Consider the following 22,393-nt stretch of genomic DNA (forward strand, 5'->3'; position numbering starts at 1 on the left):
CCCTCCCCGAACTCTCTCGCGCGCTCGGACTGCGCGACGCCACCGTGATCGGCGTCGCGTCGATGGTGGGCGCCGGCGTGTTCGCGGCGTTCGCGCCGGCCGCGCGCGCCGCGGGCGACGGACTGCTGATCGGCCTGGCGATCGCCGCGGTGATCGCGTTCGCCAACGCGACCTCGTCGGCGCAGCTCGCCGCGCAGTACCCGCGCTCGGGCGGCACCTACCTGTACGGCCGGGAGCAGCTCGGCGCGTGGTGGGGGTTCCTCGCCGGGTGGGGGTTCGTGATCGGCAAGACCGCGAGCTGCGCGGCCATGGCGCTGACGTTCGCCGCGTACGTGGCGCCCGAGGGCTGGGAGCGTGCCGTCGCGGCGCTCGCGGTCGCTGCGCTCGCGGGCGTGAACCTGTTCGGCGTGACCCGCACGGCGGGGCTCGCGTCGATCATCGTGACGGTCGTGCTGCTGGTGCTCGCGATCGTCGTGGCCTCCGGCATCGCGGGCGCACACCCGGGCGGTGGCCTGCTCGACCCGTCGGGGCTCGTCGCCGAGGGATGGTACGGCATCCTGCAGTCGGGCGGGCTGCTCTTCTTCGCGTTCGCGGGCTATGCGCGCATGGCGACCCTGGGCGAAGAGGTGCGCGAGCCGTCGCGGACGATCCCCCGCGCCATCGTGCTCGCGCTCGGCGTGGCCGTGGTCGTCTACGCTGCCGTGGGCGTGATCGCACTGGCGTCGCTCGGAGCGGAGGCGCTCGGTGCGTCGACTGCACCGCTCGTCGACGTGGTGCGGGCGAACGACTGGGGCTGGGCGGCGCCGCTCGTGCGGGTCGGCGGGGCCGCCGCGTCGCTCGGCGCGCTGCTCGCGCTCATCGCGGGCATCGGGCGCACCAGCCTCGCGATGGCGCGCGAGGGCGACCTGCCGGCGCCGCTGGCGCGGGTGGGGTCGCGGTTCCGGGTGCCGTGGGTCTCTGAAGGCTCCGTCGCCGTCGTCGTGGTCGTGCTGGTGCTGACCGTCGACCTGCGCGGGGCGATCGGGTTCTCGTCGTTCGGCGTGCTGCTGTACTACTTCGTCGCGAACGCGGCCGCATTCACGCAGGGGCGCGGCGACCGGCGGTATCCGCGCTGGCTGCAGGTGCTGGGGGCGATCGGATGCCTCCTGCTGGTCGCCGCGCTGCCGTGGACGTCGGTCGTGGCGGGCGTCGCCGTGTTCGCCGTCGGGATCGTCGGGCGGCTCGTGGTGCTCGCGCTCAGAAGAGGCAATCGGGGTTGATCACCGCCGAGAGGTCGACCCAGATGGCCTGCTGGTCGCCGCCGGACTGCGGGCGCCACAGCACCCAACCGGTGGGGGCGTCGCAGTCGGATGCGCCGGGGAACGAGACGCTCGCACGCGTGTTCGGCGCCAGCAATCGTGGGCTGATCGGTGCCCAGACCACCGCGGACGCATCGCGCCAGCCTTCGACGATGATCGCTCCCGCCGCGGTCGTAGGGTTCGTCACGGACACCTCCAGGTAGCCGGGATCGCAGCAGAGCACGATCGGAGCCGCCTGGGGCGCGGTCGGGTCCGGTACCGAGGCGGCCGCCTGCGGAACGGTCGCCGCGAGGGCGATGGCGGGTGCCGTCCAGGCGATCGCCTTGGCAGCGGTGCGTCTCGAGATCTCGTCCATGTTCGCCTCGGTTCCGTATGCAAGCGTCCGTTTCTTCCAACGTAGCGGAGGTCTAGTGTGGGCGCCATGACCGTCGACGCCGCCGCACATGTCCGCTCGCTGCCCGGAATCGCCGACCCGTCGGTCGACGAGTCCGCGTTCGTCGCCGCGGGTGCCGTGCTGGTCGGCAGCGTGCGACTGGAGGCGCGGTCGAGCGTCTGGTACAACGCGGTGCTGCGTGCGGAAGCCGAGCCGATCGTGCTCGGCGAGGGGTCGAACCTGCAGGACACCGTGGTGTGCCACGTCGACCGCGGGTCTCCGCTCACGGTCGGTCGCGGGGTGTCGGTGGGGCACGGCGCGGTGCTGCACGGCTGCACGATCGAAGACGACTGCCTGGTCGGCATGTCGGCGACGGTGCTGAACGGCGCGGTCATCGGTGCGGGTTCGCTCGTCGCGGCGGGCGCCGTCGTGCTCGAGGGCACGGTCGTGCCGCCGGGGTCGCTCGTGGCGGGCGTGCCGGCGAAGGTGCGGCGCGAGCTGAGCGACGAGGAGCGCGCGGGCATCCGCCGCAACGGGGAGGCGTACCTGCGGCACGTCGAGGTGCACCGCGGCAGCGCAGGCTAGAACGGCGGTTCGGGCTCGCGCTCGGTGTCGCACTCGCGCTCGGACCCCGGTTCGCGCGCCGGCGACATCGGCTCGGCCGGCTCGGTCGTGTACTCCCGCCCGAGCGGACTCCGCCACTCGAGCACCCTGCCACCCCGTTGGACGACCCGCCATCCGGCCTCGTGTATCAGGTGGTGGTGCCGGGCGCAGAGGTGAGCGAGGTTGTCGTGCGCGGTCTCGCCGCCGGCGGCCCAGTCGCGGGTGTGGTCGATCTCGGAGGCATCCGCTCGCCGATCGCAACCCGGGAATCGGCAGGTGCCATCACGCACGCGCAACCGGGCGCGCAGGTCGGGCGGCACGGTGTAGCGCTCGCGTCCGACGGACAGCACCGCCCCGGTCTCCGGCTCGGTGAGCAGGCGCCGCAGCGAGCCGGACGCACCGACGAGTTCGAGTGCGTCGTCGATCGGGATCGGTCCGTACCCGTCGAGCACCGCAGGCTCGTCGCCGTGGCCGAGCAGGCGGGCGGCGGGCACCGTGACCGAGACGACAGGGCGGATGCCCCGCCGCGCGGCGGGCAGGGGCGAGGACGTCTGCTCCGGCGACGTCGACACCTGCGCTTCCCCCAGCAGCAGGCCGGCGAGCACGTCGGCCCGCAGTTGCGCAGTTGTGCGCTCCTCGCCGTCGAGCGCACGCAGGTGCCCGGCGGTGTCGGTGAGCCGCGCGTCGATGCGCGCCGCCGTCGCGGCGGTCAGGTGGGCGGTCAGCCAGGCCATGCCGTCGCGGTCGGGCTCGATGCGCACGTGGCGCGCGGAGGAGGCGTCGGCGGCCCGGGCCTCGATCGAGTCCGGATGCATGCGCTCGCGCAGCAGCCGTGCGCGTCGCCGGAAGCGCCCGGGCGTCGTGGTCGCCGCGACGCGCAGCGCCTCCGCTTCGAAGTCGGCGCGGTGCGACGCCGGCAGCGAGCCGACCTCGTCGGCGATGGTGCGGGCGTGCAGGTACGAGATGCGGCCGTCGAGTGCGGCCGCCAACGTCGCGCCGAGCCCGTCGGCGAGCGCCTCGGCATCGCCGATCCAGCGCGCGACCGTCGCCTCGGTCGTGCGGGTCGCGCACGCGATCTCGGCCGTGAGCGAGCGGCGCACGAGTTCGGCCCGCCGGCGCGGCGGCTCGACGCGCAGACCCTCGCGCTCGCGCACCGCAGCACGCTCCTCCTCGATCGCCGCGGACTCGCGATGGGCGGCCGCGATGAGCGACGCGCGCCGCGCGGCGACCCGCTCGAGCTGCGCCGTGAGCGCGGCGATCTCGGTCACGTGCAGGTCGAGCAGCGCCTCGCGCCGTGCGTCGACGGGCATCCCCGCGGCATCCGCCGTCTCGCCCCGCCGCCACTCGTCGACGACGTCGTCGAGCAGCTGCCACTCGATGTCGATCTCGTCGGGCGCGGGCAGGCGCGGCGGCAGCGCCTCCTGCGCCGGAACCGCATCGAGCCCTGCTTCCTCCATACCCTCATCGAAGCAGTGACCACTGACATTCCCCGATCGGAATGCGCGGCTGTCGAACGGCCGCGAGACCTCAGCCGAGCCGACTCGGCACAGGTGCCTCAACGCCCGTGTCGACCGGCGCATACCCGAGCGGGGCGGATGCTCCGGGCTGCAGCGCGGCCTTCACGCGACGCGCGCGCCGGAGCACCCATCGCGCGGGCAACGCGACCGCGGTCGCCGCGGCGCCCGCCACTGCAGCGGGTCCGGCGTCGTGCTGGCCGAGCATCCGTCGCCGCTCGTAGGCACGGCGCACCGCGCCGCCGGTGAGGTTGTGGCGACGCACCCGCTGCGGCAGCACGCCGCGGTCGCGGGCGGCGACCAGGGCGCCGAGCTGCACGATCCAGTCGTCGTCGGCAGCGGGGTGGAAGTAGTTGTCCTCGAGCCATGCCGGGTCGGGGTCGCGGTAGTCGCCCGCGACCAGCGCCTCGTGGCCGGCGAGCAACCCGCTGCCGACGAACACGGTGTTGATCATGGCCTTCTCGACCCCGAAGTCGTCGAGCAGCAGCGCCGGCACGCCGGCTGCCACGGCCTCGAGCACCGCGGTCGAGCTCACGGTCACGAGCGCGGCGGCGCGCTCGAGATGCGCCGACATGGGGCCGTCCTCGATCACGAGGTTGGTCGGCAGCCCGACCGACGCGGACCGCGCGGCGAGGAGGTCCTGCAGGTCGTGCGCCTCGGCGTGCGTCTGCGCCTCGCCCGACCGGGCGCGCACCTTCACGACCACGCGCCGCCCGGGCTGCGCTCGGGCCGCATCGACGAGCCAGCCGACGAGGCGCTCGCGGTCCTCGAGGGCGCGCGGCACCTTCGCCTGCACGGCGAACACGACGTCGTCGCGCGGTGCGTCGGCGGAGCGGGCCCGCGCCGGCTCAGCGGCATCCGACCCCCTGCCCCTGACGGACCCGCCCAGGAACGGCAGGCGCGCGAGCCCGAAGCTCACGTCGACCGGCATTCCGGCGGCGTTGCGCGCGAACTCGCGCACCTCGCGCCGGCTGTGCAGCACGATGAGGTCGGTCTGCTCGCGGTAGACGATCGCCTTGGGCTCGGCCGGGATCGTGATGCCGGGGAAGCCGCTCAGCAGCACCGGGCGGTCGGGGCGAGCGGCGATCCGCGGCGCGACCACCCGCACGAGCGGGCCGCGCAGCGCGAGGAGCACCACGTCGGGCTGCCGCACGTCGAGGATCGTGTCGAGGCCATCGAGGTCGACCACGCGCAGCGCGTCGAGCGAGCACGCCGTGCCGTCGAGCGCGACGCGCACCTGGCGGGCGCTCGGCAGCACAGGCGAGTCGAGCAGCACGACCTGCACGCGCCACGAGCCCGGCACGCCCGATCCCGGGCGCAGCGGCCCCGGCAGCGTCCACGCCAGCGACGCACCCCACTTCAGGTAGGAATCGCTGTCGGCCACGACCAGCATGCGGCGCGAACGCCCCGCACCGGCATCCGACGACCCGCTCACCGGGCCGGCCCCATCCGAGCCCTCGCTCACGAGACCAGCACGCGCCGCAGCTTGGCGCGCGGCGCCTCCTCGCCCGGGAAGACGCGCTTGATGCCGTCGCCCATGGCCTCGCCGATGATGCGGATGTCGCGGACGAGATGCTGCAGCCCCTGCGGCTCGAGCGAGGCGGCGTGGTCGCTGCCCCACATCGTGCGGTCGAGCGTGATGTGCCGTTCGACGGCCACCGCGCCGAGCGCGACCGCGGCGAGCGAGATCTGCAGCCCGGGCTCGTGGCCCGAGTACCCGACCGGCACGCCCGGGTAGCGCAGCTGCAGCGTGTCGATCATGCGCAGGTTCGCTTCCTCGGCGGGCATCGGGTAGCTCGACGTGGCGTGCAGGAGCACGAGTCGCTCGGTACCCAGCACCTCGACCGCGCGGTCGATCTCCTCGATCGTCGACATGCCGGTCGAGCAGATGACGGGACGACCGGTGGCGGCGATGGCGCGCAGCAGCTCGAGGTCGGTGACCGAGGCGGATGCCACCTTGTACGCCACCGGCTCGTGACCGAATGCGCCCAGCGCCTCGAGGAACTCCACCGAGGGCACGTCCCACGGCGAGGCGAACCAGTCGAGGCCGACGGATGCCGCGTGCTCGGCCACCGCACGGTACTCCGCCACGCCGAACTCCACGCGACGCCGGTAGTCGAGGTAGCTCATGGTGCCCCACGGCGTCTCGCGGGGCATGTCGCGCATGTGCTCGGGCGTCGCGATCTCGGGCGTGCGCTTCTGGAACTTCACCGCCTGCGCGCCCGCGTCGGCGGCCACGTCGATGAGCCGGCGCGCGAGCTCGACGTCGCCGTTGTGGTTGAGCCCGATCTCGCCGATGACGTAGACCGGCTCGCCGTAGCCGACCGCGTTGCGGCCGATGCGAATCGCCATGGGGCTTCCTCCTCTAGTACCAGATGGCACCGGCGAGCGCCGGCTGGTCGGTCGACCGCACCTCTGCGGCGGCGCGGGCGCCGAGCACGAGGTCGGACAGCTCGCGCACGGCGCCGTCGCCGCCCGCCTTCGTCAGCACGTGGCGTGCGAGCGCGAGCGCCTCCGGCGCGGCATCCGCCACCACCACCGGCCAGCCCACGAGCCGCAGGCAGCCGAGGTCGCCCACGTCGTTGCCGACGTACGCGATGCGCTCGAGCGGGATGCCCAGCCGCTCGGCCCAGGCCCGCAGCTCGGGGGCCTTGTCGCGCACGCCGTGCACGACGTCGACACCGAGCTTCGCCGCGCGCGCCGCGACCACCGGGTTCTGCTCGACCGAGAGGATCAGCATCGGCACGCCCGCCTCGCGCAGCATCTTCACGCCGTGCCCGTCGCTGCGGCTCACCCGCACCCGCTCGGTGCCGTCGCTGCCCACGTACGCGGTGTCGTCGGTGTGCACGCCGTCGAAGTCGGTGACCACGGCGTCGACGTCGATGCACGGCACCGCGGGCACGAGCGCCGAGGGCGAGACGACCGCGGCGAGCGCGTCGGCGAGCGCCAGGTCGGCGGGAGTGTCGATCTCGAGAACGTGCGCGTCGGGCACGAGGCGGAAGCCGATGCGGCCGAAGAACCGGTGCTCGGCCGTGCGGAACCGGTCGGCGCGCATGACGTAGAAGGCGCCGGTCTCGCGGTACTCGGCCTCGCGGTCCTGCCGACGCAGGCGCGCGCCCGAGCTGTGGTTCACGCCGGCGGCGCCGCGCGAGGTGTGCCGCCAGAGGAACGCGTGGCTCTCGACGGCGGAGAAGACGACGTCGGCGTCGCCGTGGCGCACCTCGGCGACCGCGGCGTCGATGTCGGACGGGTCGATGAACGGCGAGGTCGCCTGCACGAACACCAGCACCTCGGGCATCCGCTCCTCGGCCTCGAGCGCGTCGAGTGCGTGCAGCAGCGCCGACTCCGAACTCGCGGTGTCGCCCGAGAGGTCGGCGGGCCGGTCGACGACCTCGGCGCCCGCGGCCTCGGCGGTGGCCGCGATCTCGGCATCGTCGGTGGAGACGACCACGAGGTCGACGGATGCCGCGGCGAGCGCCGCACGCACCGCGCGCGCGACGAGCGGCACGCCCGCGACCTCGCGCAGGTTCTTGCCGGGCACGCCCTTCGAGCCTCCGCGTGCGGGGATGACGACGATCACCTCGTGGGGCATGTCGCGAGGCTAGGTTCGCGAACTTGCGCACGGGTGAGCGCCGGGTGAACGGCGCGGGCGCGCCCGGTGAACGGCTCAGCGCGAGACCCGACGTTGCCGCACGGCTACGGTGGAACCCGTGCCCGACCTGACCGCCCTCGCGTGGGTGCTGCTCGCATTCTCGGCGTTCATGGTCGGGGTGTCCAAGACCGCGCTGCCGGGCGCGAACACCATCTCGATCGCGCTGTTCGCCGCGGTGCTGCCGGCGCGGGCCTCGACCGGCGCCCTGCTGCTGCTCCTCATCGTCGGCGACCTGCTCGCGCTCTGGCTCTACCGCCGCCACGCCGACTGGGGCGCGCTGCTGGGCCTCGCCCCCGCGGTGGCCGTCGGCATCGCGCTCGGCGTGCTCTTCCTGGCGGTCGCGGACGACGCCTGGGTGCGCCGCGTGATCGCCGTGATCCTGCTGCTCGTGATCGCGTTCACGCTGTGGCGCCGCCGGCGCGCGTCGGCCGACACCCCCACCGGCGGCCGCGTGGCGGCGTGGAGCTACGGCTCGCTCGGCGGGTTCACGACCATGGTCGCGAACGCGGGCGGCCCCGTGATGACGATGTACTTCCTCGCGTCGCGGTTCCCCGTGCAGGCGTTCCTCGGCACGGCCGCGTGGTTCTTCGCGATCGTGAACCTCGTGAAGGTGCCGTTCTCGGTCGGCCTCGGCATCATCACGCCCGCGACGCTGTTGCTCGACGTCGTGCTCGTGCCCGCGGTGCTCGTCGGCGGGTTCGTCGGCTGGAACCTCATGAAGCGGATGCCGCAGCGGGTGTTCGAGCGGATCGTGATCGTGCTGACCGTGGTCGGCGCGCTCTACCTGCTGCTCATGTAGCTGCGCATCCGCCGAGTCCGGCGCATTCGCCCGATCCGGCTCACTGCAACCGGAGCTCGGCCGCCTTCACCACGTTCGCCAGCAGCATCGCGCGGGTCATCGGGCCCACGCCGCCGGGGTTCGGCGACAGGTGCCCGGCGACCTCCGCGACCGCGGGGTCGACGTCGCCCGTGAGCCGGCCCTTGCCGGTCTCCTCGTCCTGCACGCGCGTGATGCCCACGTCGAGCACCGCGGCGCCGGGCCGGATCCAGTCGGGCTGCACGAGGTGCGGCACGCCGACGGCGGCCACGACGATGTCGGCCCGACGCACCTCGGCGGCCAGGTCGGCCGTGCGCGAGTGCGTCAGGGTCACCGTGGCATCCAGCCCCTTGCGGGTGAAGAGCAGCCCGAGCGGGCGCCCGACGGTGAGGCCGCGACCGATCACGACCACGTTGCGGCCGCGGATCGGCACGTCGTAGCGCTGCAGCATCTCGACGATGCCCGCGGGCGTGCACGGCAGCGGCGAGTGCAGCTCGCCCTCGATGCCGAGCACGAGCCGACCGAGGTTGGTCGGATGCAGCCCGTCGGCGTCCTTGTCGGGGTCGATGAGCTCGAGCATGGCGTTCTCGTCGTGCCCCGGCGGCAGCGGCAGCTGCACGATGTAGCCGGTGACCTCGCGCGCCGAGTTGAGGTCGGCGATCGCGGCGCGCACGTCGGCCGACGTGGCCGCGGCGGGCAGGTCGATGCGGATCGACTCGATGCCCACCTCGGCGCAGTCGCGGTGCTTGCCGGCGACGTACGAGCGCGAGCCCGGGTCGTCGCCGACGAGCAGCGTGCCGAGGCCGGGCACGACGCCGTTGGCCCGCAGGTCGTCGATGCGCGTGCGCAGCTCGTTCTTGATCGCGGTCGCCGTTGCGACCCCGTCCAGCTTGACCGCCGTCATGCGACTACTGCTCGAGGCCGGGGTACAGCGGGAACCGCGCGGTGAGCGCCTCGACGCGTGCGCGCAGGGGCGCGACATCGGCACCCGGCTTCAGCGCCTCGGCGATCACGTCGGCGACCTCGGTGAACTCGGCGTCGCCGAAGCCGCGGGTCGCGAGCGCGGGCGTGCCGATGCGCAGGCCCGAGGTGATCATCGGCGGGCGCGGGTCGAACGGCACCGCGTTGCGGTTCACGGTGATGAGCGCCGAGTGCAGGATGTCCTCGGCCTGCTGGCCGTCGAGCTCGGAGGTGCGGAGGTCGGCGAGCACGAGGTGCACGTCGGTGCCGCCGGTGAGCACGTCGACGCCCGCCGCGCGCGAGTCGTCGGCGGTGAGACGCTCGGCCAGGATCTGCGCGCCGCGGATGGTGCGCGCCTGGCGGTCGACGAACTCCTCGGACGCGGCGATCTTGAACGCGGTCGCCTTCGCGGCGATGGCGTGCATGAGCGGGCCGCCCTGCTGGCCGGGGAAGACGTTCGAGTTGAGCTTGCGCGCGAGCTCGGTGTCGCGGCTCACGATGAAGCCCGAGCGCGGGCCGCCGATGGTCTTGTGCACGGTCGACGAGACGACGTCGGCGTGCGGCACGGGCGACGGGTGGAGCCCTGCGGCCACGAGGCCCGCGAAGTGCGCCATGTCGACCCAGAGCTTCGCGCCGACCTCGTCGGCGATGGCGCGGAACGCGGCGAAGTCGAGCTGGCGCGGGTAGGCCGACCAGCCGGCGATGATGACCTGCGGCTTGTGCTCGAGCGCCTTGTCGCGCACGACGTCCATGTCGACGAGGAAGGTCTCGGGGTCGACGCCGTACGAGACGGCGTTGTAGAGCTTGCCCGAGAAGTTCAGCTTCATGCCGTGGGTGAGGTGGCCGCCGTGGGCGAGCTCGAGGCCGAGGATGGTGTCGCCGGGCGTGGCGATGGCCGACAGCACGGCCGCGTTGGCGCTCGCGCCCGAGTGCGGCTGCACGTTGGCGTACTCGGCGCCGAACAGCGACTTGGCGCGGTCGATGGCGAGCTGCTCGGCGACGTCGACGTACTCGCAGCCGCCGTAGTAGCGGCGGCCCGGGTAGCCCTCGGCGTACTTGTTCGTGAGCACCGAGCCCTGCGACTGCAGCACCGAGACGGGCACGAAGTTCTCGCTCGCGATCATCTCGAGGTACTCGCGCTGGCGGCCCAGCTCCTGCTCGAGGACGGCGGCGATCTCGGGGTCGACGACCTCGAGCGGCTGGTTGAAGACGGACTCTGCCAAGGCTGGCTCCTTCATGACACGCGGACCTGGTGGTGGGTGCTGCCGCGGCGACTCGCGCCGAGGCATCCGCTCCGGCCCAGGCGAACGGTCGGATGCGTGCCAGTCGCTCCCCGGTGGTCACCCACCTCAACGCCAGTCGCGACGCCAGTCAGCATAGCAACGGATGCCTCGAGCGAGCCGACTGCGGGCCCTCCCGTTCCGCGCCGTGACGTGGAACAATCGTAAGGAGTCCTGACTAATTCGAACGGATGCCCCGCCATGCCACACCCCGCGATCATTCCCGCACCGGTCTCGCTCGAGACGCCCGACGGCCGGGAGCCGTTCGTGCTGCGGCCCGACGCGCGGATCGTCGCCGCCGGGGACGGCGCGCGCCAGGTCGCGGAGGTCCTCGCCGAGCTGCTGCGACCGGCGACCTGGACGGCGCCCGGGGTCGCGGACGGCGGCGACCCGCGGGGCGGCGACGTCGTGCTCGCGATCGAGGACGACGGCGCGGGCGACGAGTCGTACCGGCTCGACGTCGACTCCCGTGGCATCCGGCTCTCCTCCCCGGCGCGGCGGGACTGTTCTTCGGCGTGCAGACGCTGCGCCAGCTGCTGCCGGTCGCGCTCGAGGCATCCGATGGCCCCTTCGCCGTCGCCGTGCCGGCCGTGCGCATCGCCGACGCGCCGCGGTTCGCGTACCGCGGGGTCATGCTCGACGTCGCCCGCCGGTTCTTCCCGGTCGAGGAGGTGCTGCGCCTCATCGACGAGATCGCACTCGTCAAGGCCAACCACCTGCACCTGCACCTCACCGACGACCAGGGCTGGCGCATCGCCGTCGACGCGTACCCCGCGCTCACCGGCATCGGCGCGTCGACCTCGGTCGACGGGCGCGGCGGCGGCCACTACTCGAAGGCCGACTACGCGCGCATCGTCGCCCACGCGGCATCCCGCCACCTCACGGTCGTGCCCGAGATCGACCTTCCCGGGCACACCCACGCGGCCCTCACCGCGGTGCCCGAGCTGAACCCCGACGGCGTCGCACCCGCCCCCTACGAGGGCGTCGAGGTCGGGTTCTCGGGCCTCGACCCGCACGCGCCCGCCACCTGGACCTTCGTCGAGCGCGTGCTCGGCGAGGTCGCGGCGATGACGCCCGGGCCCTACCTGCACATCGGCGGCGACGAGACCCTCTCGACGAGCGAGGCCGACTACCTCGCCTTCGTCGCGCGCGCGACCGCGATCGCCGCGGGCACCGGCAAGACCGTGATCGGCTGGCACGAGCTGGGGAAGTCGCGCGAGCTGCCCGCGGGCACGATCGGTCAGTACTGGAGCTGGACCACCCCGCAGGACGACTCGGCCGAGCGCACGCGGTCGTTCGTCGCACAGGGCGGACGGGTCATCCTCTCCCCTCCGACGTGGCGTACCTCGACATCTCCTATCCCAGCGGCGGCGACGGCCCCGACGGGCGACCGCTCGGGCAGGACTGGGCCGACGGCCCGACCTCGCTCGCCGACTCGTACGGGTGGGACCCCGAGCGCATCGTGCCGGGCGTCGACGAGTCCGACATCCTCGGCGTCGAGGCACCGCTCTGGACCGAGACCGTCACGAGCCTCGCCGAGGCGGAGTGGCTGCTCTTCCCGCGCCTCGCGGCCGTCGCCGAGATCGCCTGGTCGCCCGCGTCGACCGAGCGCGACCTGGCCGAGTTCGAAGGCCGACTGACGGCGTTCCGTGCACGCCTCGCCGCCCTCGGCGTCGCGTGCGGCGGGGCGGCGCCCGCGCCGGCCACCGCATAGGGTGGGCCGCGTGAGCACCGTCATCCACTCCGCCCGCCGCGCCGGATCGGGCGACGTCGTCGTCGACGCCTGGGTGCGCTTCGACGACGGCCTCGTCACCGCAACGGGCCGCGGCGACGGCTGGCGCGAGGCCGCCGACGAGCAGACCTCGGTGACGGATGCCGCGGGGCACTGGCTCGTACCCGGCTTCGTCGACATCCACTGCCACGGCGCCGGCGGCGCTTCCGTCGACGACGGCCCCGAGGGCATCCGGGCCGCGTTCGCCGTGCACCGGCGCCACGGCGCGACCCGCAGCGTGGCCTCGCTCGTCACCGCGCCCCTCGACGACCTCGTCGCGCGCGTGGGCGTCGTCCGCGACGCCGCGCGCACCGACCCGCGCGTGCTCGGCAGCCACCTCGAGGGCCCGTTCCTGGCACCCGAGTACCGCGGCGCGCACGACCCGGCCTCGCTCGTCGCTCCGGATGCCGCCGCCGTCGAGCGCCTGCTCGATGCCGGCGACGGCACCCTCCGCATGGTCACGCTCGCCCCCGAGCTGCCGGGCGCGTTCGACGCCGTGCGGCGCTTCGTCGAGGCCGACGTGACCGTCGCCGTCGGGCACACCGCGGCCACCTTCGACGAGGCGCTCGCCGCGTTCGACGCGGGCGCGAGCGTGCTCACGCACGCGTTCAACGCCATGCCCGGCGTGCACCACCGGGCACCGGGCCCCATCGCGGCCGCCATGCGCGAGTCGCACGTGACCCTCGAGATCGTCAACGACGGCGTGCACGTGCACCCCGAGGTCGTGCGGCTGGCGTTCCTCGGCGCGCCCGGCAGGGTCGCGCTCGTGACCGACGCGATGTCGGCCACGGGCATCGGCGACGGCGAGACGACGCTCGGCGGCCTCGAGGTCGACGTGACCGACGGCGTCGCGCGCCTGCGCTCCAACGGCTCGATCGCCGGCTCCACCCTCACGCTCGACGAGGCCGTCCGCCGCACCGTGCTCGACTGCCGGATCGACCCCGTGCAGGCGATCGACGCGGCGACCGTCGCCCCCGCGGCGGCGATCGGCCGGGCGGTCGACCTGGGGCGCTTGGAACCGGGCTGCGCGGCCGACGCCGTGCTGCTCGATGACGCGCTGCGCGTCGTGCAGGTGGTCAGCGCGGGGCATCCGCTCGACTGACCCCGCGAGCGGTGACGGGAGGGGCCCGGAGGCGTGTTCCCCATCGCCCCCGGACCCGGCCCGTCGGATCCGCTCCCCACAGCGGAAACACGCGCTCCCCCCGAGCGGGCCGCGTGCGCCCCTCACCCGAAGAGATGCGCTGGCGCGCGTTTCATGACGCGACTGTCGCAAGCGGATTCGACGAATCTCTGGTGGAATGGCTGGTACCCGACCCCGCCCGATTCCCCGACCCCGATACCCGAGAGCGCCGCGTGAGCCCCTGATCCCCGCACGCTCGCCGCAGAAGCAGAGCGACGCACGGCTGGTCGAGCGCGCCCGCGAGGGCGACACGGACGCGTTCGGGGAGCTCTTCCGCCGCCACGCCGCGGCCGGGGTGACGGTCGCGCGCTCGTTCAGCTCGCTCGACGCCGAGGACCTCGTCGCCGAGTCGTTCGCCCGCATCTACGACGCCGTGGTCGCGGGCGGCGGGCCGCGCGGCGCGTTCCGCCCCTACCTGTTCACCACGATCCGCAACACCGCCGCGAGCTGGGGCCGGCGCGACCACGAGCTGCCCGTCGACGACCTCGACCAGCAGCCCGACCCCGCCACCGACGAGCACGCGGCGCTCAGCGCCCTCGACCGCGGGCTCACCGCGCGCGCGTTCCGCTCGCTGCCCACGCGCTGGCAGGAGGTGCTCTGGTACTGCGAGGTCGAGCAGATGGCGCCGCGCGAGGTCGCACCGCTGCTCGGCATGTCGGCGAACGCGACCGCGGCACTCGCCTACCGGGCTCGCGAGGGCCTGCGCCAGGCGTGGATCCGCGTGCACCTGCAGGACACCGACCCCGACACCGACTGCGGCTGGACCATCGAGCGGCTCGGCAGCTATGCGCGCGGCAAGCTCGGCTCGCGCGAGGTCGACCGGGTCGACGACCACCTCGAGGAGTGCGCGCGCTGCACGATCGTCGCGGTCGAGGCGCACGAGGTCGGCTCGCGGCTCGCGATGGTGCTGCTGCCGCTCAGCGCGGGCGTCACGGGCGCCACGGCGTACGCCGGCTGGCTGCACGCCGGCGCGCCCGCGACGGTCGTCGCGATGGGGGCCGGCGGCGCAGCCGTGGGCGGCGCGAACGGCGGCGGTGCGTCGGGCGGCTCGGGCATGTCGGCCGGGGCCATCACGGGTGCCGCCATCGGCACGGCGGCGGTCGCGGCGACCGTGGTCGCGGCGGTCGCGCTGGGCCCTGCGCTGGTGGGCGAGACGGATGCCTCCGAAGCGGCGCCCGCCGCAGCCGTGGCGGCCGCCGGGGTCGGCGCGGACGACGACGCGAGCGACGGCGACTCCGCGCCGGGACCGGGACCGATCGAGGAGCTGGTCGAGGCGACGCCGGACGCGAGCGACCCGCGCGCGACCGAGGAGCCCGAGGCGACTGAGGAACCCGTGTCGGAGCGGCGGTCGGAAGCCCCGCCCGCCGCAGGCGCCCCGTCGCCCGAAGCACCCGCCGAGGAGACGCCCGACGCGATCGCGCCGCCACCGCCGCCACCGCCGGTCGAGGCCGACGACCCGGCCGAGGACGTGCCCGCGTCGGACGTGCCCACCGTCTCGGTGCAGCTCGCGGGCGGCGTCGTGCACGACCTCGTGCTGAGCGGAACGCCCGGCGCGACCGTCGCGGTGCTGGTCGACGGCCGCATCGCACGCCTGCTCGTGCTCGACGCCGACGGCACGAGCGAGGTCATCCCGCACTGGATCGTCGGGCCCCGTGCCGAGCTGTCGGTCGCCTACCTGGTCGACGGGGTGCTCGGCACCGTGCTGCCGCTCGGCTGAGCCCCGACGGGTCGGTCGTCGCCGCCGCGACGCGCCCGCAGCACCGGCGCGAGCACCGCGCCGATCGCGCCGACCAGCACGATCGCGAACGCGAACGGCAGCGCCGCCACGCCCAAGCCGCCGTAGAGCAGCGCGCCCACCATGGCGCCGCCGCCGATGCCGACGTTGAACGCGGTCGTGTAGAACGCGCTCGCGACGTCGCGGATGCGCGGCGACGCACTCTGCAGCAACCGGGTCTGCAGCAGCGGCGGGATCGCCCCGAACGCGATGCCCCAGAGCGCGAACGCGGCCAGCGAGAGCACGATCGAGCCCTGCGCCAGCACGATGCCCACGACCGCCACGGCGGCGACCGCCATGGCGCCGACGAGCCCCGACGTGGGGCGGCGGCCGAGCACCGAGCCGGCCAGCACGAGCCCCACGGCGCCGGCGATGCCGTACACGAACAGCAGCGGACCGACGGCGGCCGAGCGCACGCCGACGACGTCGGTCAGCAGCGGCGCGACGTAGGTGTAGACCGCGTACTGGCCGGTCATGGTCAGCGCGGTCACGATGCACACCGCGACGATGGCCGGCACGGTCGCGTCACGCAGGGCCGGGCGCCGCTCGGCGGCATCCGGCGCCTCGGGCGCAGCCTCGGCGGCCGGGCCGTCCGCCGCTGGCAGCACCGCCCGCACGAGCAGGGCGCCCACGGCCGTCAGCAGGCCGAGCAGCAGGAACGCGGTGCGCCAGCCGGCCGCCTGGCCAAGCGTGGTCGCGAGCGGCACGCCGAACACCAGCGCGAGCGTGCCGCCGCCGAGCACGACCGCGACGGCGCGACCGACGAGTTCGCGCGGCACGAGCCGGGCGGCGTACGCGGCGACGAGCGCCCAGAACACGCCGTGCGCGAGGCCGCCCACGACGCGCGAGGCGACGACCCACGCGTAGTCGGGCGAGATCGCGGTCAGGAACTGGGCCGTCGCGAGCACGGCGAGCGCGATCACGAGCAGGCGCCGGCGGCCCATGCGCTGGGTGAGCGCGGTCAGCGGCGCGCTGGTCGCGACGACCGTGAAGGCGAACACGGTGACGAGCAGCCCGATGGCGGGCTCGCCGACGCGCAGGTCGGCGCTCATCTCGGGCAGGAGGCCGGCCGGCAGCATCTCGCCGGTGACGGAGAGGAAGACCGCGGCGCCGAGCACGGCGAGCGGGGTCCAGGGAAGGCGCGCGAACGCGCGCGCACGGATACGGATTCGGTGGCAGTCATGGTGCAGCTGTCCCGACGGCGTTCCCCGCCTGCGGCATGTCCACGCGGGCGGGTCGACTACGCGCTGTTGTGCGCGCCCAGGGCCGACGGAGACCGACGACCGCAGACGAGTGTACCCGATGTCATATCCTTGCCGGGTGAACAGCGCTCCCGAGGCATCCGAACACCTGCACCACTGGATCCTCTCCTTCGTGTGCACCGACGGTCCGGGCATCGTGCACGCGGTGAGCGGGGCGATCGTCGCCGCGCGCGGCAACATCACCGAGAGCCAGCAGTTCGCGAGCCTCGACACCGGCCGCTTCTTCATGCGGCTGCAGGTCGAGTCGCCCGCGGGTCGCGAGGAGTTCGCCGACGCACTCGCGCCGGTCGTCGAGCGGTTCGACATGGAGTGGCGCCTCGACCGGGTCGGCCGCCCCTCGCGCACGCTCGTGCTCGCCTCGACCGCGGGCCACTGCGTGAACGACCTGCTGTTCCGCCAGCGGGCAGGCCAGCTGCCCGTCGAGATCCCGCTCGTGCTGTCGAACCACGGCACCCTGCGCGACCTCGTCGACTTCTACGGCGTGCCGTTCGAGGCGCTCCCGGTGACGGATGCCGCGTCGAAGGCCGCGTTCGAGCAGCGCGTGCTCGACGCGGTCGATGAGCACGACATCGAGCTCGTCGTGCTCGCGCGGTACATGCAGATCCTCTCCCCCGAGCTGTGCGCCGCGCTCGAGGGCCGCTGCATCAACATCCACCACTCGTTCCTGCCCGGCTTCAAGGGCGCGAACCCCTACCGCCAGGCGCACGCCCGCGGCGTGAAGCTCATCGGCGCGACGGCGCACTTCGTCACGAGCGACCTCGACGAGGGCCCGATCATCGAGCAGAACGTCGTGCGCGTCGACCACAGCCGCACGCCCGCCGAGCTCGTCGCGATCGGCCAGGACGAGGAGAGCCGCACGCTCACGCAGGCCGTGAAGTGGTTCGCCGAGCACCGCGTGCTGCTCGACGGCGCCCGCACGATCATCTTCCGCTGAGCACGTAGAATCGTGCGGTGAGCGAGACCCCGACACCCCCGCGATCGGCCCGAACGACATCCTCCGCTTCTTCCTCGAGCTGTTCGCGTTCGTGTCGCTCGGCATCTGGGGGTTCCTCGCCTGGCCGTTGCCGTGGCCGGGCGTGCTCATCGGCATCGGTGCCCCTGCGCTCGCGATCCTGGCCTGGGCGCTGTTCGTCTCGCCCAAGGCCGTGATCCGCGTCGACGCGTTCGGGCGCGCGCTGGTCGAGCTCGCCGTCATGCTCTCGGCCGCCTTCGCGTGGTGGGGCCTCGGGCAGCCGATCGTCGCGGTCGTGTTCACGGTCGTGGCGACGGTCAGCGGCATCCTGCACGGGCGCAGCCAGCTGCCGCGCTGAGCGGGCCGGCCCGTCGGCGCCGGACGCATGGTCCGGGGTAACCCGCGCGAAACGGCTGCGGCGTAGCATCCGGAGCATGTCCTTCTCCGTTCCGGTCGTCGACATCACTCCCTACGTCGTCGGCGGCGACGACGAGGCCCGCGCCGAGGTGGCCCGCGCGGTGGACCGGGCCTGCAGCGAGGTCGGGTTCATCCAGGTGCTCGGCCATGGCGTCCCCGAGCCGGTCACCGACGGCCTCGCGGGTGCGATGGACGAGTTCTTCGCGCTCGCCATGGACGCCAAGCGCGCCTACCGCACGCCCGCCGGCATCAACCGCGGCTACGCGCCGCCCAAGACCGAGTCGCTGAGCCTCAGCCTCGGCGTCGAGAGCGCGAATCGCATGAACGACTTCTTCGAGGCGTTCAACGTGGGGCTCGCAGCGAGCGACTTCCCCGGCGTCGAGGTCGACCCGGTGCACTACGCCGAGAACACCTGGCCCGACGCGGATGCCCCGGGGTTCCGTGCCCCGGTCGAGGCGTACTTCGCCGAGGCGGGCCGCGTCGCGCGCACCATGACCCGCATCTTCGCCGACGCGCTCGGCGTCGACCACGCGGTGTTCGCCACGCGCACCGACCACTCGCTCGACGTGCTGCGCATGAACAACTACGCGCTGCCTGCCGGCACCGACGTGCGCCTCGACGGCGACCTCACCGGCATGGGCGAGCACACCGACTACGGCATCGTGACCGTGCTCTGGGCCGACCGCGTGCGCGGCCTGCAGGTGCTCGGCACCGACGGCGGCTGGCACGACGTCTCCCCCGACCCCGGGGCGCTGCTCATCAACCTCGGCGACCTCACGGCGCGCTGGACCAACGAGCGCTGGATGTCGACGCTGCACCGCGTGAAGCCGCCGATCGTCGGCGGCACGATCGAGCGCCGGCGCAGCGCCGCGTACTTCCACGACGGCAACGCCGACGCGCTGATCGAGGCGATCCCGACGACCGTGCCCGCGGGCGAGGAGCCGCTGTACCCGCCGATCACGGTCGGCGACCACATCGCGGCGAAGCTCGCGGGCTCGCGCGAGGGGCGACGCAACGCACCCGGGCGGGAGACCGCCCGGGTGCTCGCGGCGCGCGACGACGGCTGAGGCGCTACGCCCGGGCCGGCTCCGGTGCCGGCTCGGTCGCCGGGTCGTCCTCGTGTGCGGCCTCGGCGTCGGGCTCGGCGCCGCCCGCGGTGCGGAAGTGGCCGATCACCGAGAGCACCAGGCCGACGACCGCCCAGCCGGTGAGCACGAGCAGCGGGAAGGCCCAGTCGGCGCTCGGGAAGTAGTTCACGTCGCGCAGCAGCGTCGCGCCGGCGCCCGGCGGGAACCACTGGCCGACGTCGCCCCACGGCGCGGGGAGGAACTCCTTCGGCACCGCCGCAGACGAGATCGGATTCGCGACCAGGACCATCGTCAATGCGCCGAGGCCGAGTCCCGCCCGGCCGAGCAGCGCGGCCATGCCCGTGATGAAGGCCGAGATCGCGAGCAGCGTGAGGGCGATCGCACCGGCGTTCAGCCAGTAGTCACCCGGCAGCGAGCCGAACCATCCGCCGAGGATGCCCGCGAGCGCGAGGCCCGCACCCGCCGAGTACACGACGGCGGCGAGGATGCGACGCATGGCGCCGATCACGACGAAGGCGATGGCGATGCCGCCGGCCATGCCGCCGAGCACGAGCGGGAACATCGCCGCCGCGAGCCCAGTACCGCGCGGGTCGGTGTCGGCGAGCGGCACCACGTCGGTGACGGCCACCTCGATCGTCGGCACGGTGTCGAGGCCCTGTGCCTGCGCCGCCGCGGCGGCTTGGGCGTTCGCCGCCTGCTGGAGCTGGGCGGCCGCGGCGCCGAGCAGCTGGGCGACCGCCGCGCTGGCCGCGGACGAGGTGAGCACCTCGGGCTGCTGGCCCAGAATGATCGCGCCGTAGACCTCGCGGGTCTCGATGGCCTCGACGGCTTCGTCCCGGCCGGCGACCTCGGTGAATGCGATCGCCCCGGGCTGCGCCTCGTCGAGCCCCTGCTCGATCTGGGCGACGGCCTCGGCGGGGCCGGCGATGGCGACCGGCAGGTCGCGCGGCTCGGACGTGATCGACGGCCACGAGAACGCGAGCACGATCACCCCCACGACCGCGACGAGCGCCACCGAGAGCGCGAGCACGCGCGCGATCGGCGTGTGCGGGGTTCGGGTGTCGGACATGACTCCTCCAGTGCTGGTGCGCACGTCTCCGCCGATGCGGCGGCTGTGCGTGTGCTGTAAAACGAACATTCGTTCTTTATCATCGTGCGCCACTCGCCTACGCTTGTCAAGAACGGGCGTTCGGTTTCAGCGTCCGTTCCATTCACGCAGGGGGAACGATGCCCAAGGTCACCGAGGCGTACCGCGAGGCCCGGCGCGACGAGATCGCCGCCGCGGCGCTCCGCTGCTTCGCCCGCAAGGGGTACGGCGGCACCTCGATGGCCGACATCATCGCCGAGTCCGGCCTCTCCGCCGGCGCGATCTACGGGCACTACGCGGGCAAGCGCGAGCTGTTCGTGGCGGTCACCGAACGCGTGCTCTCGGCGCGCCGCGACGACCTGGCCCGCGCCGAGGCCGGCGGGCACGTCCTCTCCCCGGCGAAACCATCGCCACGCTCCTGCGCGGCATGATCTCCGAGCCGTTCGCGCCGCAGGTGATGATCCAGATGTGGTCGGAGGCCGCGATCGACGACGAACTGCGCTCCGTCGTCGAGGGCATCCTCGCGCTCGTGCGCATGACCGTGCGCGAGCACATCGCCGCGTGGGTGGCCGCCGAACCGGGTCGCGGCGGCGACGACCCCGAGCGCTACATCGACGGGCTCACGCCCATCGCGATGGGCCTCGCGCCCGGGTTCATGATCCAGCGCGCGCTGAGCGACGGGTTCGACGAGGAGGCGTACCTCGAGATGCTGCCCGAGGTGCTGCCCCACTGAATCCGGCGGCCCCGGAGCATCCGCTCGCCCGCCCTGCTACTGACGGGCGAGGTCGCGACGCCGGAACCCCGCGAAGCCGACCGCGAGGAAGAACAGCGTCACGAGGCTGATCCAGACGAGCCCCCACCAGTCCGCGTCCGCGCTGGTGACGTTGGGCACGTGCCAGTACGGGCTGATCGCGAGCACCCAGTCCCACAGGTTGAACGTGGGCCCGAGGATCGTGAGCGCGAACGAGACGAGCACGCCGGCCCACGCCGCCAGGGAGACGTGCGGCCTCGCGCCGACCACGGCGACCGAGAGCGCGACGACGGTCCACACCGCGGGCACCGTCGCGGCCGCCTGCACGAACACGTCGCCGAAGGTCACGCCGATGTCGGCGGCACCCGCAAGCGCCGCCATGAGCGTGCCGGCGACCAGCATGTACACGGCCGGGGCGCCCAGTGCGATGAGCACGTTGCTCGCGTAGTACCGGGGGCGGGCGGTCGCGGTGGCGATGATCGGCTCGAGCCGGTCGCCCAGCTCCTCCGCGCGCACCTTGAGCATCGTCTGCACGCCGGGGATCGACGCGATGATGCCGACGAGACTGAGGATCGTGACGAGGAACGCGCTGACGAGCTCGGCGTCCGTGACGGCGCCGGCGGCGAGCATCTGCTGGAGCGCCGCATCGCCGCCGAGGATGTCGGTCACCGAAGTGGCGAGGTACCCGAACACGAGCCCGAGCGCGACGAACGCGATCGTCCAGCTCAGCATCGGGCCGCGGTTGAGCCGCAGCGCGAGCCGCCAGGTCGAGCGGTCGCGCCCACGCGCGGGACCGGGCCGCGGCGCGATGGCACCCGCACCGAACTCGCGTCGGGCCTGCAGCACGAAGGCGACGACCAGCAGCACGACGGTCAGCGCCACTGCCGCCAGCAACGGCCACCAGTTGTCGTCCACGGCCGGCTTCGTCTCGGTCATCCACCCGAGCGGGTTGATCCAGATCACCCAGTCCGGTGCATCGAGGGCGTAGGTCACGCCACGGGCGATGAAGAGCACGCCGAGGGTCGCGACCGCGAGCGAGTTCGCGGTGCGCGCGTCGGAGCCCAGCTGCGCGGTGACCGAAGCGACGCCGGTGAACGTCCAGGCCGTCGCCGTCATCGTGGCCGCGAGCAGCATGGTCGCGTTCCACCCGCCGCCGAACGCGACGGTGACCAGCCCGGTCACGAGGCCCAGCACGATCGCGAAGACGAGGCACATCCACACCGCGGCCATCAGTCGGGCCGCGCGGCCCATCACGCCCGACGCGAGCAGTTCCGCCTGCCCCGAGTCCTCCTGGGCACGGGTCGCGCGGGTGACGGCGAAGATGACGCCGAGCGCCGCGATGAGCCCGCCGAGGGCGAGCGAGCGCCAGGCGGCGAAGCCGTCCGTGGTCGACAGGTCGAACGCCGGCCCGAAGATGATCGCCATGGCCGGGTTCGCGCCGACCGCCGCGGCGAACGCGTTGCGGTCGTCCTCGGTGGGGAAGATGAGCGGGTACAGCATCGACGACGACGCGAGCAGCGTCGTCAGCAGCATCCAGGGGGCGAGCAGGCGCCCGTCGTGCCGGACCTCCGCGCGCAGAAGGGGCGGCGTCCCGGTGATCGCGGTCGCGGCCAT

General features: G+C 73.7%; 21 protein-coding genes, 2 pseudogenes and 1 riboswitch. Of the genes and pseudogenes, 13 read left to right on the forward strand and 10 right to left on the reverse strand.

Translation table 11 applies throughout. From position 1 onward, the window contains the following. The first annotated feature begins 62 nt into the window (after window positions 1–62). Entirely contained in the window at window positions 63–1,259 is a 1,197-nt protein-coding gene (locus QUE38_RS03415; protein WP_286311641.1) for an APC family permease, read from the forward strand. Here QUE38_RS03415 and QUE38_RS03420 read toward each other — a convergent pair. After that, window positions 1,237–1,653: a hypothetical protein gene (locus QUE38_RS03420; protein WP_286310215.1), complete on the reverse strand. Its 417-nt coding sequence runs from the start codon at window positions 1,651–1,653 to the stop codon at window positions 1,237–1,239. The two genes, QUE38_RS03415 and QUE38_RS03420, sit on opposite strands and share 23 nt — an antisense overlap. Before the next feature lie 66 nt (window positions 1,654–1,719). Here QUE38_RS03420 and QUE38_RS03425 point away from each other — a divergent pair, with 66 nt between their 5' ends. Continuing rightward, the gene (locus tag QUE38_RS03425) at window positions 1,720–2,256 is read left to right on the forward strand and encodes a gamma carbonic anhydrase family protein (RefSeq protein ID WP_286310217.1); all 537 of its coding nucleotides are present in this window, start codon (window positions 1,720–1,722) and stop codon (window positions 2,254–2,256) included. Here QUE38_RS03425 and QUE38_RS03430 read toward each other — a convergent pair. From QUE38_RS03430 to QUE38_RS03445, 4 genes are all read right to left on the reverse strand, one after another. After that, window positions 2,253–3,731, reverse strand: a complete 1,479-nt coding sequence (locus tag QUE38_RS03430) for an HNH endonuclease signature motif containing protein (protein ID WP_286310218.1) — start codon at window positions 3,729–3,731, stop codon at window positions 2,253–2,255. The two genes, QUE38_RS03425 and QUE38_RS03430, sit on opposite strands and share 4 nt — an antisense overlap. Window positions 3,732–3,801: 70 nt before the next feature. Then, a complete protein-coding gene (locus QUE38_RS03435) occupies window positions 3,802–5,253 on the reverse strand; it encodes a DUF6716 putative glycosyltransferase (RefSeq protein ID WP_286310219.1) in 1,452 nt (483 codons plus the stop codon). After that, window positions 5,250–6,140, reverse strand: coding sequence for an N-acetylneuraminate synthase family protein (locus QUE38_RS03440; RefSeq protein ID WP_286310220.1), 891 nt, complete (start codon window positions 6,138–6,140; stop codon window positions 5,250–5,252). The genes QUE38_RS03435 and QUE38_RS03440 overlap by 4 nt, the downstream gene beginning before the upstream one ends. A 13-nt stretch (window positions 6,141–6,153) precedes the next feature. Next, window positions 6,154–7,380 carry an acylneuraminate cytidylyltransferase gene (locus QUE38_RS03445; RefSeq protein WP_286310222.1) on the reverse strand — a complete coding sequence of 409 codons (1,227 nt, stop codon included), beginning with the start codon at window positions 7,378–7,380 and terminating at the stop codon, window positions 6,154–6,156. 109 nt (window positions 7,381–7,489) lie between these two features. Here QUE38_RS03445 and QUE38_RS03450 point away from each other — a divergent pair, with 109 nt between their 5' ends. Continuing rightward, window positions 7,490–8,239 carry a sulfite exporter TauE/SafE family protein gene (locus QUE38_RS03450; protein ID WP_286310223.1) on the forward strand — a complete coding sequence of 250 codons (750 nt, stop codon included), beginning with the start codon at window positions 7,490–7,492 and terminating at the stop codon, window positions 8,237–8,239. A 40-nt stretch (window positions 8,240–8,279) separates the two neighbouring features. Here the strand turns inward: QUE38_RS03450 and QUE38_RS03455 are convergent, their stop codons facing one another. Further along, a complete protein-coding gene (locus tag QUE38_RS03455) occupies window positions 8,280–9,161 on the reverse strand; it encodes a bifunctional methylenetetrahydrofolate dehydrogenase/methenyltetrahydrofolate cyclohydrolase (protein WP_286310224.1) in 882 nt (293 codons plus the stop codon). A 4-nt stretch (window positions 9,162–9,165) separates the two neighbouring features. Next, the gene (gene glyA / locus QUE38_RS03460; protein WP_286310225.1) at window positions 9,166–10,455 is read right to left on the reverse strand and encodes a serine hydroxymethyltransferase; all 1,290 of its coding nucleotides are present in this window, start codon (window positions 10,453–10,455) and stop codon (window positions 9,166–9,168) included. Between the two features lie 52 nt (window positions 10,456–10,507). Beyond that, a riboswitch (ZMP/ZTP riboswitch) is annotated at window positions 10,508–10,590 on the reverse strand. Window positions 10,591–10,698: 108 nt separating this feature from the next. Between glyA and QUE38_RS17380 the strand changes: the two are divergent. The 5 genes and pseudogenes from QUE38_RS17380 to QUE38_RS03475 all read left to right on the forward strand — a co-directional run. Continuing rightward, a pseudogene (locus tag QUE38_RS17380) lies at window positions 10,699–10,929 on the forward strand (glycoside hydrolase family 20 zincin-like fold domain-containing protein); the annotation flags it as partial. 200 nt (window positions 10,930–11,129) lie between these two features. Continuing rightward, a pseudogene (locus QUE38_RS17385) lies at window positions 11,130–11,549 on the forward strand (family 20 glycosylhydrolase); the annotation flags it as partial. A 284-nt stretch (window positions 11,550–11,833) separates the two neighbouring features. Next, a complete protein-coding gene (locus QUE38_RS17390) occupies window positions 11,834–12,211 on the forward strand; it encodes a family 20 glycosylhydrolase (RefSeq protein ID WP_350227527.1) in 378 nt (125 codons plus the stop codon). A 10-nt stretch (window positions 12,212–12,221) separates the two neighbouring features. Continuing rightward, window positions 12,222–13,370, forward strand: coding sequence for an N-acetylglucosamine-6-phosphate deacetylase (gene nagA, locus QUE38_RS03470; RefSeq protein WP_286310227.1), 1,149 nt, complete (start codon window positions 12,222–12,224; stop codon window positions 13,368–13,370). A gap of 196 nt (window positions 13,371–13,566) precedes the next feature. Then, window positions 13,567–15,165 carry a sigma-70 family RNA polymerase sigma factor gene (locus QUE38_RS03475; RefSeq protein WP_286310228.1) on the forward strand — a complete coding sequence of 533 codons (1,599 nt, stop codon included), beginning with the start codon at window positions 13,567–13,569 and terminating at the stop codon, window positions 15,163–15,165. Here QUE38_RS03475 and QUE38_RS03480 read toward each other — a convergent pair. Next, window positions 15,120–16,340 (reverse strand): MFS transporter, encoded by a 1,221-nt coding sequence (locus tag QUE38_RS03480; RefSeq protein ID WP_286310229.1) that lies wholly within the window; start codon window positions 16,338–16,340, stop codon window positions 15,120–15,122. The two genes, QUE38_RS03475 and QUE38_RS03480, sit on opposite strands and share 46 nt — an antisense overlap. A gap of 202 nt (window positions 16,341–16,542) precedes the next feature. Here QUE38_RS03480 and purU point away from each other — a divergent pair, with 202 nt between their 5' ends. From purU to QUE38_RS03495, 3 genes are all read left to right on the forward strand, one after another. Then, window positions 16,543–17,418 (forward strand): formyltetrahydrofolate deformylase, encoded by an 876-nt coding sequence (gene purU, locus QUE38_RS03485; RefSeq protein ID WP_286310230.1) that lies wholly within the window; start codon window positions 16,543–16,545, stop codon window positions 17,416–17,418. 91 nt (window positions 17,419–17,509) lie between these two features. Next, on the forward strand, window positions 17,510–17,794 hold the full coding sequence (locus QUE38_RS03490; RefSeq protein WP_286310231.1) for a YrdB family protein: 285 nt from the start codon (window positions 17,510–17,512) through the stop codon (window positions 17,792–17,794). A 76-nt stretch (window positions 17,795–17,870) separates the two neighbouring features. Further along, the gene (locus QUE38_RS03495; RefSeq protein WP_286310232.1) at window positions 17,871–18,920 is read left to right on the forward strand and encodes an isopenicillin N synthase family dioxygenase; all 1,050 of its coding nucleotides are present in this window, start codon (window positions 17,871–17,873) and stop codon (window positions 18,918–18,920) included. Window positions 18,921–18,924: 4 nt separating this feature from the next. Here QUE38_RS03495 and QUE38_RS03500 read toward each other — a convergent pair whose 3' ends face one another. After that, window positions 18,925–20,010: a hypothetical protein gene (locus tag QUE38_RS03500; protein ID WP_286310234.1), complete on the reverse strand. Its 1,086-nt coding sequence runs from the start codon at window positions 20,008–20,010 to the stop codon at window positions 18,925–18,927. 158 nt (window positions 20,011–20,168) lie between these two features. Here QUE38_RS03500 and QUE38_RS03505 point away from each other — a divergent pair, with 158 nt between their 5' ends. Both QUE38_RS03505 and QUE38_RS03510 read left to right on the forward strand, forming a co-directional pair. Next, window positions 20,169–20,459, forward strand: a complete 291-nt coding sequence (locus QUE38_RS03505) for a TetR/AcrR family transcriptional regulator (protein WP_286310236.1) — start codon at window positions 20,169–20,171, stop codon at window positions 20,457–20,459. Beyond that, entirely contained in the window at window positions 20,456–20,761 is a 306-nt protein-coding gene (locus QUE38_RS03510) for a TetR family transcriptional regulator C-terminal domain-containing protein (RefSeq protein ID WP_286310237.1), read from the forward strand. Before QUE38_RS03505 ends, QUE38_RS03510 begins: the two co-directional genes overlap by 4 nt. A 36-nt stretch (window positions 20,762–20,797) precedes the next feature. On the opposite strand, the gene QUE38_RS03515 is transcribed toward QUE38_RS03510, so the two are convergent. Beyond that, window positions 20,798–22,393 carry an ABC transporter permease gene (locus tag QUE38_RS03515; protein WP_286310238.1) on the reverse strand — a complete coding sequence of 532 codons (1,596 nt, stop codon included), beginning with the start codon at window positions 22,391–22,393 and terminating at the stop codon, window positions 20,798–20,800.

The organism is Agromyces mangrovi (assembly GCF_030296695.1).
Taxonomy (GTDB): domain Bacteria; phylum Actinomycetota; class Actinomycetes; order Actinomycetales; family Microbacteriaceae; genus Agromyces; species Agromyces mangrovi.